The organism is Zavarzinella formosa DSM 19928, from assembly GCF_000255705.1.
Lineage (GTDB): Bacteria > Planctomycetota > Planctomycetia > Gemmatales > Gemmataceae > Zavarzinella > Zavarzinella formosa.
This window is the reverse complement of the sequence record NZ_JH636455.1, coordinates 67,794-77,945: the sequence shown is the minus strand read 5'-3', so window position 1 is coordinate 77,945 and position 10,152 is coordinate 67,794. Positions and strand designations below refer to the sequence as shown.

11 protein-coding genes and 3 pseudogenes are annotated in these 10,152 nt (G+C 56.3%); 11 read left to right on the top strand and 3 right to left on the bottom strand.

Going from position 1 to position 10,152, the window contains the following annotated elements; translation table 11 throughout:
- On the bottom strand, window positions 1-733 hold a 733-nt coding region (locus BGIM_RS66285), incomplete at its 3' end, for a cyanophycin synthetase family protein (RefSeq protein WP_202947410.1).
- 151 nt (window positions 734-884) lie between these two features.
- Here BGIM_RS66285 and BGIM_RS56335 point away from each other — a divergent pair.
- The 3 genes and pseudogenes from BGIM_RS56335 to BGIM_RS59610 all read left to right on the top strand — a co-directional run.
- Window positions 885-1,097 (top strand): hypothetical protein, encoded by a 213-nt coding sequence (locus BGIM_RS56335; protein WP_020476367.1) that lies wholly within the window; start codon window positions 885-887, stop codon window positions 1,095-1,097.
- Between the two features lie 149 nt (window positions 1,098-1,246).
- Window positions 1,247-1,409, top strand: a pseudogene (locus BGIM_RS68680) (IS256 family transposase); the annotation flags it as partial.
- 59 nt (window positions 1,410-1,468) lie between these two features.
- Window positions 1,469-1,883 (top strand): annotated as a pseudogene (locus BGIM_RS59610) (transposase); the annotation flags it as partial.
- 8 nt (window positions 1,884-1,891) lie between these two features.
- Here BGIM_RS59610 and BGIM_RS0146270 read toward each other — a convergent pair.
- The gene (locus BGIM_RS0146270; protein WP_020476365.1) at window positions 1,892-3,106 is read right to left on the bottom strand and encodes an ISL3 family transposase; all 1,215 of its coding nucleotides are present in this window, start codon (window positions 3,104-3,106) and stop codon (window positions 1,892-1,894) included.
- 24 nt (window positions 3,107-3,130) lie between these two features.
- Window positions 3,131-4,273 (bottom strand): tyrosine-type recombinase/integrase, encoded by a 1,143-nt coding sequence (locus tag BGIM_RS0146265; protein WP_020476364.1) that lies wholly within the window; start codon window positions 4,271-4,273, stop codon window positions 3,131-3,133.
- 70 nt (window positions 4,274-4,343) lie between these two features.
- On the opposite strand from BGIM_RS0146265, the gene BGIM_RS64425 reads away from it, so the two are divergent.
- From BGIM_RS64425 to BGIM_RS65435, 8 genes and pseudogenes are all read left to right on the top strand, one after another.
- Window positions 4,344-4,760: a hypothetical protein gene (locus BGIM_RS64425; RefSeq protein WP_157369976.1), complete on the top strand. Its 417-nt coding sequence runs from the start codon at window positions 4,344-4,346 to the stop codon at window positions 4,758-4,760.
- 98 nt (window positions 4,761-4,858) lie between these two features.
- Window positions 4,859-6,259, top strand: coding sequence for an MvaI/BcnI family restriction endonuclease (locus BGIM_RS0146250; protein ID WP_020476363.1), 1,401 nt, complete (start codon window positions 4,859-4,861; stop codon window positions 6,257-6,259).
- Between the two features lie 97 nt (window positions 6,260-6,356).
- A complete protein-coding gene (locus tag BGIM_RS0146245) occupies window positions 6,357-6,653 on the top strand; it encodes a hypothetical protein (protein WP_020476362.1) in 297 nt (98 codons plus the stop codon).
- The gene (gene dcm / locus BGIM_RS0146240; protein ID WP_020476361.1) at window positions 6,650-7,936 is read left to right on the top strand and encodes a DNA (cytosine-5-)-methyltransferase; all 1,287 of its coding nucleotides are present in this window, start codon (window positions 6,650-6,652) and stop codon (window positions 7,934-7,936) included. Before BGIM_RS0146245 ends, dcm begins: the two co-directional genes overlap by 4 nt.
- Before the next feature lie 19 nt (window positions 7,937-7,955).
- Window positions 7,956-8,642, top strand: coding sequence for a hypothetical protein (locus BGIM_RS0146235; RefSeq protein ID WP_029632124.1), 687 nt, complete (start codon window positions 7,956-7,958; stop codon window positions 8,640-8,642).
- A 196-nt stretch (window positions 8,643-8,838) separates the two neighbouring features.
- Complete coding sequence (locus BGIM_RS60925) at window positions 8,839-9,045, top strand: helix-turn-helix domain-containing protein (RefSeq protein WP_020476358.1); 207 nt, start codon at window positions 8,839-8,841, stop codon at window positions 9,043-9,045.
- A gap of 70 nt (window positions 9,046-9,115) precedes the next feature.
- A complete protein-coding gene (locus BGIM_RS0146225) occupies window positions 9,116-9,664 on the top strand; it encodes a hypothetical protein (RefSeq protein ID WP_020476357.1) in 549 nt (182 codons plus the stop codon).
- Window positions 9,661-10,152, top strand: a pseudogene (locus BGIM_RS65435) (hypothetical protein); the annotation flags it as partial. The gene BGIM_RS0146225 and the pseudogene BGIM_RS65435, both read left to right, overlap by 4 nt.

Sequence of the window (10,152 nt, the reverse complement as noted above, 5' to 3'; positions counted from 1 at the left end):
CCACCGACCAAACTTCCCGGCCCCCGGCGGGAACCGGCAGTCCGGCCTCGGCCAGCCACTCGCGCGTCCACTGGCGATCTTTGGAGACGTGAGCCCCGACGGCGCTGGTCCGGTCGGTCTGCCCGCCCATGACCAATCGCTGCCTGGCCCCGGTCCCGAGCCGGACTAGCCCGGCCGCCGGGTCGATTAACTGAGCTGGTACGTCGGCTTCCTTGGCCGCGTCGAGCAACTCAGCCACCGCCGACGCCGGCCTGTTCCGCGAGCGAATGGCTTTCAGCCGTTCAATGCCGCCGCTCAAGTCGACTGGCGTGCCATTGACGGCCGAGTCGCAGACGGCTTTGGCCAGTTCACAGGCCGCGCGGCCTGTTTCTTCGTCTTCGTATTCCAGCCCGATCTTGTATGCCCCGCCCGCTCGGGCCATCCGTGTTTTCCCGAACCCCACGTCCGACCCGGCCAAAGCTTGGAGTTCCAGAGCGATATGCTCGAAAATGTGGGCCATATACGTGCCGCGTTCCAGCCGCTGAAAGAACCCTCCCACTTCCCCGACACTGCACCGATGGCTGATCAAGGATGGCAGCATGGCGCGCAGCCGCTCGTTGAATCCCGGCATTTCGCTGGAAGCGAGGTTCTTCAAATCGTGGAGTTGCACCCAGACTTCGAGGACGGGAAACCGGGCCCAAATGTTCGGCCCGCGAAGCGCGAGGACGAATTCAATGTCAAGACCGGTGGGCATAGAGAAACAAGGTGACGGGACCCGGATGTAAGGGCAGTTTTACGACCTTGGCGCATTGCGGCAAGTATTTTGATCGGACCAGCCACCCCGATCAAAAGCACACCATCTTATACCGGGAGCCGCCGTCGGAACCAGAAAATACGGCGAAAATATGCGACAGACAGAACTGGATGGCAACACGCTCTGGTGGCGGGGTTTGCTGACCCGGAGGTTCAACGGGGAACCGGTCAGCGAAATCGTCGATGTCCTGCCACACGACTCATCAGTGATGGCGTTGCTGGAGAATGCGATCATGGGTGCCATGCTCAAGACGTCAAAAAATGAAGAAGGCCCGCCCGACAGGAGCAGGCAGACTTCAGTGTGAAATCGGGCGCCACATGGCTCAACCACCGCAGGCCCTCGCCGGGAGTTCGGGGGGATGTTCTCGATGTTCCATGGGCTTGTACTGAATCTTGTATCAGGAGAGGGGAACGGGTATTACCCATCCTTTTTCTTTGACGGAGATTCACACGCATGGACGCGATCCTGAAATCCCAAGCCGAGCAACCGGCCCAGGACATGGCCGAACAGGCCACGACGATTGACGACCTTAACGACTTGTTGCGGACGATGATGAAGTCCGCCATCGAACGGATGCTCAACACTGAGATGGATGTTCATCTCGGACGACGGCCAACCCCAGCCTTGACGGCTGGTCCCGCCGAAGCCGCCGCTGCTCCCGACGACGCCAGACCGGCGGCCAAAAATCGTCGCAACGGACATTCCCGGAAGACGGTCAGCGGTGATATGTGAGAGTTCACGCTCCAAACTTCGCGTGACCGGCTGGGAGCTTTCGAGCCGAAAGCTGATCGCCAGGCATCAGCAACGTCTGGACGGTTTTGACGAGAAGATCCTGACGCTGTGCGCCAAGGGGCTGACGAACCGTGACATCCAGGACGTCGTCAAGGAACTGTACGGCGTGGACGTGTCGCCGACGCTGGTGTCGGAGATCACCACAGATCTCGACGCCGAGCTGACCGCCTGGCAGACCCGGTGGCTCGACCCGGTCTGGCCGGTCGTTTATCTCGACGGCATCGTCGCGCATGTCCGCGGGGAAAACGGGCGGGTGTCCCCGCACACGATGTACGTCGCCTTGGGCGTAAATGTGCGAAAAAAAGCTCATCCGACAAGTTCGTACTTGGCTCGATGGATTGAGTAAATACGAAGGTGGAAGAATTCCTGATCGCGGTAGCCGTAGGCTTGTCGTTGCAGGGTCTTGATCTTGTTGTTCACCCCTTGGAGAGGACCCGTCGAAATCGGACAGCGATGGTAGTTGAGCAAGCCGGTCCGATGCATCTGGAAAGAACTGGCCGTCTTTTGCAACACCGACAGTTTGGACGCCTCGGCCCGCCGACACCAGTCGTCTAGAAACCGCGTGGCGTCTTTCAGGTTGTCCTGTTCCCAGAAGTGACGGAATTCCTCCTTCATGTAATAAGCGGTCGCCAGCGGCTGGTTGATCCGCAGGGCCTCCTCCAACCGGGTGCGTTCACCCCTGGCCTCGTCCAGGTTCTCCGGGTTCTTGAGGATCAGCCAGCGCGTCCCCTTGAGCACGGTCTTGCCGGGCGGCCCCTCGGCCTCGCGTTGCAAATCCCGGCGAAAATCCGACAGTCGCTCGTTGAAGAGTTTCACGACGTGGAAATGATCAAAGACATGGACGGCCTTGGGCAGGTTTTCCCGGACGGCGAAGAGATAAGCCGGGGACATGTCGGTGGCGACCGCGTGAATCTTCGCATGGGCGGCCCGAAGGCGTTTCCAGAAGGGATTCAGGGCGTCGGCCCCCTTGCCCTGGCCGATGAACACGACCGCCCCCGTGTTCAGGTCGAGGACGACGGTCAGATAACGATGGCCGTGGCCGACGGAGATTTCGTCGATGGCGATCCGCTTGAGGCGCTTCAATTTGGGCTGTCCGAAGCGGGCTTGAAGGCGGCATTTGAAGAGATCCTTGATGGCGTCCCAACCGACCTTCAAGTGCTCGGCAACGGCCTGGATGGTCATATGGCCGAGCAGGTCGAGGGCATATCGTTCGAGGGCGTGGGTGAGTCGTCGGAAGGGTCTGGCGAAGCGGATCGCCGCCTGACGGACGAGCCCGCAGTCGCGGCAACCGAGTCGCGGGACAGGCAGGCACAGGTCAACCGATTGGCCGCCGACGGGCAGGGTTCGGATCGTGCGTTCCACGGTTCCGTGTCGGATGACGTTGACCGACTGGCAGGCCGAGCAGCGGTCGCGGGCGGCCCCCTGTCGCAGGTGAAGGGTGAGACCGGCTTTCGAGGAGGCGGTCCGGACGACTTGGTAGTCACGGATGCCAAAGGCGCGATATAGTGGCGTGGAGGACATGCTGGCTTCCTGAAACAGGTGTGGTTACCCTTCATGAAACGGCATGCTCCTCCTTTTTGTCAACCGACCGGGTACGCACTTCCCGGATGAGCCGCATTTATCATTCGTTGCGGTACCAGAGGCAGTTGCTTTCTTCGCGGCCTCACGCATGCGGGCGATCTGTCCAGCCAGATGCCCGTATGTGCTGCTGACCATTTCACTACTTGTGTGGCCGAGAAGCTCGGCGACCTGGGCGATGCCGACGCCGTTCACCAGGGCTTGGGTGGCGAAGGAATGGCGGGCCGAGTAGGCGACGAGGTATTTCAGGTGCGGGAGTTTCTTCCGCAGCCGCCCGAAGCGGATGCGGATCGCGTTGCGGGTGAACGGGGCGTTGCGGCGGCTGCTCCGGAACAACGGGCCCTCGGGGTTCTTCGCCATCAGTTCGCGGGTGAGGGCGGCCATCTCCTCCGACAGATAAACGACGCGTGGCTTCTGGGTTTTCTTCGCGGTCTTGTGGATTTCGAAAATCCAGACGCCAAGGTCGAGGTTGACGTTGGCGGCGGTGACGCGGGAGACTTCGGACGGGCGGCAGCCGGTGGCGAGCATCGCCCGGACGAATTGCCGGAACTCCTTGTCGCGGATCGTGGCGAGGATTTCAGTCTGTTCCTCGGAGGAGAGAACGCGGGTCCGGCGTTTGACACCCTCGGCCTTGATGCCTCGGATCGGGGACGGGGAGAAAATGCCCTCTTGGTCGGCCCACGAGAACGCCCGCTTTACGGCGATGACCGCGTGCCGGCGGCCGCCCTTCCACGCGGGGTTGTTGTACAGCCACTTGGTGACGTGGAACGGCCGGATTTCGGTGACGGGCAGGGAGCCGTGGGCGTTGCAGAACGACTGAAGGAAGTAGAGATAATTTTCGTAGGTGTCGGCGGTGTGGTGCTTCTGGCCGTGTTCCAGAAACAAATCGCACATGAGACTGACCGCCAGCTTGTCCGATTGGGGCAGGCATTCGGTCGCCATGAGTTTGTAGTAGGCGTCGAGAATCGCCTTGGGGGGATTCCAGCCTGTGGGGGATTTTTTCGGGGTTGAGGTGTTCACCGGGTGAATCCCGAGGCGAACTTGCTTGCCGTGATGTTCGACAAACCACGCGTGCTTGGACGCGCGGAACCAGGGAGTCGGCTGACGCATGTGAGTAAACCTCCCGTGACGCACGGGTGAACCGGAAGGCTTACTCTTTACGGCCCTCGGTCAGTTGGCGATGACCAAGGTTTTTTTCATCCCTGCCTCATACCCTGCCCAAGGTCATCTCCTCGCCGGTGCGCGAAAACCGCAAATGCCTACAAACAAGGATGTTGCAACAATCGAGCTGACAGGATTTGAACCTGCGACCTCTTGGTCCCGAACCAAGCGCTCTTGCGAGCAAACGCCTGAAAAACAAGCGAATATAAGCATTGAGGAAATTGGTTGCTCCAACGGTTGCACCAAACCGCCGGAACCGACCACGATTGACCCGGATTTGCTCCGTGTGATTCAAGCATGGGATAAGATGCCGGGGAACATGAAGGCCGTTATCACGGGCATGGCCGGGTTGTCACTTCCCGTCGATACCCCGAAGCCTGTTGAACTGGCTGACGACAGATTACCTTGGGAAGGGGAAAGCCGCAAAAGCAGCTAATTGAATGCCATCCGGTTGAAGTTCCGTCGTCTCCAAATGGGTTGGACAGGGTTGGAAAATGCTGGAATGGAAAGAGGCAATATGTTCCAATCCTCACCATGACCACACCGAGAATACTGGAAGAACCGTTCCCTTCCCGCCCCGTGACTCTGGAAGACGTGCAGAATGCTTTTCGCAAAGCTGGGTGTCACAGTTTACACTTGAAAGAACTGGCTTGGAACCACGACGGCAAGCGGCAAATCTATCTCACCACTGACTTATCATCTTTCAATCTGTTTCCCAACCGGCTTGAGGATTCCCCACCCATGCCGGAATGGATGACAGAAACCCAAAAGCCGAAGGCACAGGACGCGAAGCGGATTTACGGACACCTTCACTTCAACTGGTTGAGTCTTGAAGGGAATGAGGAAAACGCTTCGTCCGCAAAACTCATCTATTACCCTCAATACCCGGAAGTCCGTTTGTCCGGGATCATGAAGGGGGTACGCTCGATTCCTTCCGAGTACCTTCGTGAGAAGGCTGGGGAAGTCTACGAAAACCGATTGCTGTTTCTCGGTGTCCGGTCGGACGGCGCAACATTGGGAATGCTGATTGTCGGGCATGAAGCCCTTCGGCATGAAGCACGGCAGACGGAAGGGTATGAGCATGAGGCGGGACTTCACCCGTTGCCAATTGCCACGGGCGTAAACACTCCCAAAGACCGCCTCTTGGCCCGGCTTCGGGAAATCAATCTGATGGGATGGGTCAAGGGCCGGAAACTCGTTCAAGGAAATGTCATTGAGTATTCCGCACAGAATGCGGTTGGATACACTCTAGAAGCCTTGTTAGGCATTTCGGCAAACGGGGACAATCAGCCCGATTTTGAAGGGTACGAAATCAAGGGTTATACCGTGGCCCGGTTCGGTCCCATCTACAAGAAGGCCGTGACCGTGCTAACGGTCGAACCGGATATGGGAGTATACCGGGAAGAGAACGGAATCCTTCGCTTCCTTCGAGAATGGGGCTACCCCGACAAGCGAGGTCGTGAAGACCGCCAAAACTTCGGGGGAATTCATCGCGTCGGACACCAACACAAAGACACCCGATTGACGCTTCGCGTTACGGGTTTCGACCCCGCGAAGCCCGACCGGCTTGACCCTGACGGACACGTTTCTTACTTCTCAGAGGACGGAACCTTGGCGGCCGGTTGGTCGTTCCGAAAGTTGGTGAGAAGCTGGAGTGTGAAACATGGCCGTGCCGCCTACGTTCCCGCGCTCGCCAAGAAAGAGAGCAACGAATACTTTTACGGTCCCCCTGTCTTGGTCTGCACAGAGACAGACTTTCTTCGCGTTCTCAGCGGATTGATAAACGGCTTGATGTTCACGGACCCGGCCATCAAGGCAGAGAACTGGAGTCTGCCCACGCGAAAACTGCACGTCCGAAACCAATTCCGAATCAAGTTCTCCGACATCCCCCACTTGTACGGCGAAAGCGAACGTATCGACTATACCGCCGAATGACGGAAGACGGGGAGGTGATTAGGGACATAAGGCCAAGACTGACTGTACAAATGAACAACAGATGACATAATGTCAAAAAATGTCCCAGAGCAGTCCCATGCAACAATCCGATACTCTTCCCGATTCCATTCGACAACCTGACGATGCCCGATCTTTGGTTAGTTGGTGCATTGCCACTATTGGGCCGGGGTATCATCCCGACACGGAAGCGGGCGATTATGTGGACGCGAACGGAAACGACCTGTTCCAAAAGTCCGAGGGTGATCGGCTGGACAAACTGCATGAGGAAGCGTTCGGGAAGGGATTCGGGGAATTGATGTACGAACACGGTCTGACGCTTCAACGCGCCGCGCTGGCATTCCCTCCCTTGGACGAAAACGAAGGGGGGAAATGAGCATGGAAGATCAAACTTTGTTTTCGGAATTGAGAGAACGCGCCGGAATCTCTCTTGAAGAAGCAGCGGACCAAATGGGCTATACCCTTCGGACGGTGTATCGTTGGGAGAATGGCGAAGCAGCACCACGGAACGCCGTGGTGGCCACGCTTCGCCAACTGGTTGAAAAGACTCATCCGCAGGCGTCAACAGATGCCAAATTCACGTTTATCGACTTATTCGCGGGGATTGGTGGACTTCGCAAAGGATTCGAGCGAGTGGGGGGGCGGTGTGTTTTTACCTGCGAGTACGACGAATCTTGCCGAAAGACCTATCTGGCGAACTATCCGTGTTCGCATCGAATCGCCGGAGACATCCGCGAAGTAAAAACCGAAGACGTTTCCAGACATGATGTGTTGCTGGCCGGTTTCCCGTGCCAACCGTTTTCCATCGCAGGAGTGTCCAAGAAGAACGCTCTTGGCCGTCCGCACGGTTTTGCGTGCGAAGCGCAAGGTACGCTGTTCTTCGACGTGGCCCGGCTCATCGCTCATCACCGGCCGAAAGCGTTCTTGTTGGAAAACGTCAAGAACCTGATGAGTCATGACAAGGGGAATACCTTCCGAGTGATTCGGCAGACGTTGACGGAAGAACTCGGCTATCACGTCCAGTTCCGAGTGATCGACGCGAAAGCGTTTGTACCACAGCATCGGGAACGCATTTTCATCGTCGGCTTCCGTGACAAGTCGGCGTTTCGATTTGAGGACTTGGAACTTCCCCCTTCGGCCAAGTGGCCAAAATTGGGGGACATTCTGCATTCCGAGAACGGGAGCGAAGCCGAAGAACCGCCGTACACGTTGGGGAGAATGGCCGCTGTTGCTCCGAAGTACACGCTGACTGAACACCTTTGGAACTATCTGCAACGCTATGCGGAAAAGCATCGGGCCAAAGGCAACGGCTTCGGGTTTAGTTTGGTTGAACCGAAGGATGTAACCCGGACGCTTTCCGCACGCTACTACAAGGACGGATCGGAAATCTTGGTATCACGGGGCAAGGGGAACAGTCCCCGCCGACTAACCCCCCGTGAATGCGCCCGGTTGATGGGATTCGATTCGCCGGGTGAAAGACCGTTCCGAATCGTTGTTGCCGACACGCCAGCCTACAAACAATTCGGGAACGCCGTCGTGGTTCCGGTCATCGAAGCGATTGCGAAACTTATGCTTCCTCATCTGATCGCCGCCAAGACAACCGCAAAACGCGGACTGGCGAAAATCCGTCCTGCTCAACCAACTTTGTTTGACCAATAGTCTGAATGTGGCTGATTCCATGAACTCATTCGCCTTCCGGCCGGAAGAAGACGCCAACCTTCTCAGAAAGGCAATTGCCTATATTGATGCCATTCGTAATTCGCTAACACAATTTCAAACTGCAAGGTTATCAATCGACCACGATGTTCCCCGGACCATTGAGGCGTTTCAAGGTCTTGAGGCAGCGGTAACCGAAGCGTTGAACCTTGATTGTCTGCGGTTGGGAGCAATCGCATGTGAATACACTGATTGTTCCAAACCGGGGACTTGGAGAGCAGAGTTTCGGAAGGCAAATCATTCCCTCTTGGATGCAGCCCAACGAAGTGACCGCGTGGAAGATCACTTGCCATCCTTGTCGAAAGTTCTTCTGTTCAAGACGGATTTTGTGGATTGGCTTGCATTGGTTCCGAATGCTGCACCGAGAGAACTCTTTGAGAATACCGCATCGAATGGACCGCCGAACCAAGCTATCATGAGCGGAAAGATCAATGAAGTGTCCAAGAAAGGTCGCGGCCACCCAATAACATCTGATTACAAATTAGATGAAAAAATCTCAAATGAATGGGAAGCAGAAAAACAGGCCGGGCACAATCGAGAGGATTTTGTTGAACAACTGAAAACCAGATCGGGCAACAAAATCAAGTCGGTTAGAGACTTGAACAAGTTGTTAGATAGGGTTCGCAAGCGTCGGAAAAATTCCAATTAAAAACCTGTCAAGTCATATTTATTTGTTCCGAGAAAATAGTCTTCAACAGACTTCGCCGGTCATTTCCGGGGATCACCTGTCAAATTGTCGGAACAAATTAGTCGGAACAAATCGGTCGAAATTATTCCTTCCGAACTGTGTTGGATGATGTCTCTGCCGCGACGGGAATAGGCCCGAAGCTGCGAGGGCCACACAAATGCACAGTTTGATTGAATCGGCATTGCCGACCCGACCAGATGGTTCGCCGTGGCCAGCAAAAGAGGCTGCTGGCTATCTTCGCATTTCCTACCGGCACTTGCTCCGTCTGATCGACGCGGGCAAGGTCAAGTCAATTCGCTACGGCCGGAAATTGCTTGTCCCTTCCCATGAACTCGAACGACTGGCCAAGGAAGGCGCAAAGTAAACCTGAATAACCTTTTCACGCCAACAAAACCAATCTCTTCGAAATTTTCAACTGCGAAGGGAATACCACTATGGGCAAATACTCAAACATTCTCGGCGGGGGTGGAAACGACCAGCGAAAGAAGTTTTTTGAAACTCCGCTGGAAGGAATCGGACCCGTTCCGCACGGGAAATATCGTTGCCGGGTGACCAAGGGGGAGAATTGGCAATCTGCCAAGGGAACCGATGGCTACCGGCTGACCTTTGAAGTTATCGAAGGAGAGCTAACGGGCCGGAAGTTCTGGAAGACTTACTACTTCACCGAGGCAGCCCTGGCATATTCTCGCGTCGAATTAGCAAAGTTCGGCATTGTCGAAGAACACCACTGCATGGAACCGTTTCCCGGCGACAAGGCTATTCAATGCACTGTCTTCGTTATCGTGTCTGCGTCTGAACGAGGCGAGCAAAACGATGTGGCGAGAATCACTGACATCATAATCCAAGGGACATCGGACGGCATGCCGTCGAAGACTTCTCATGCGAAACCCGCAAAAACGAAGGGGACGACCGCACAGAAGAGACCGGCAAATCAGAATCCCTCACGAACGAAGTCGAAGGATCGAAAGCGAGGAGACAAATGAACGCTGAAACTCCTTGGGCATTTTTCATCGACGGCAGCATTCGGTTGCCGAAGACTCTGGTGGCGGGAGAGGAAACATTCATTTCCCGTTGCCGGAAGTCACGCGGAACCGGCGAAGCCTATATGTCGGCCTTCCGGTACGGGCCGGAAATGCGAGACCTGATGACCCGCCAGAACGGAAGCGTGGCCGGTTACACAGGGATCGTCGGCTCACGTTGGCTATGGTTCGACATCGACCGAGAAGACCCAGACACGGCTCTTGCAGACACACGAAAACTTGTGGTGTCAATTTTGGAACGGTACGCGGAACACAAACGTAATCGTGCGGACTGGAAGCCGAGTGACCTTCTTGTATTTTTCAGCGGGAGCAAAGGATATCACGTCGGAATTCCATTGGTGCATGAACCGGCCGGATCGGTTCACTTCCATCGGACGTGCCGACATCTTGCAGAACGGATTGCCGGGAGAATTGCCATCGACTCTGCCATC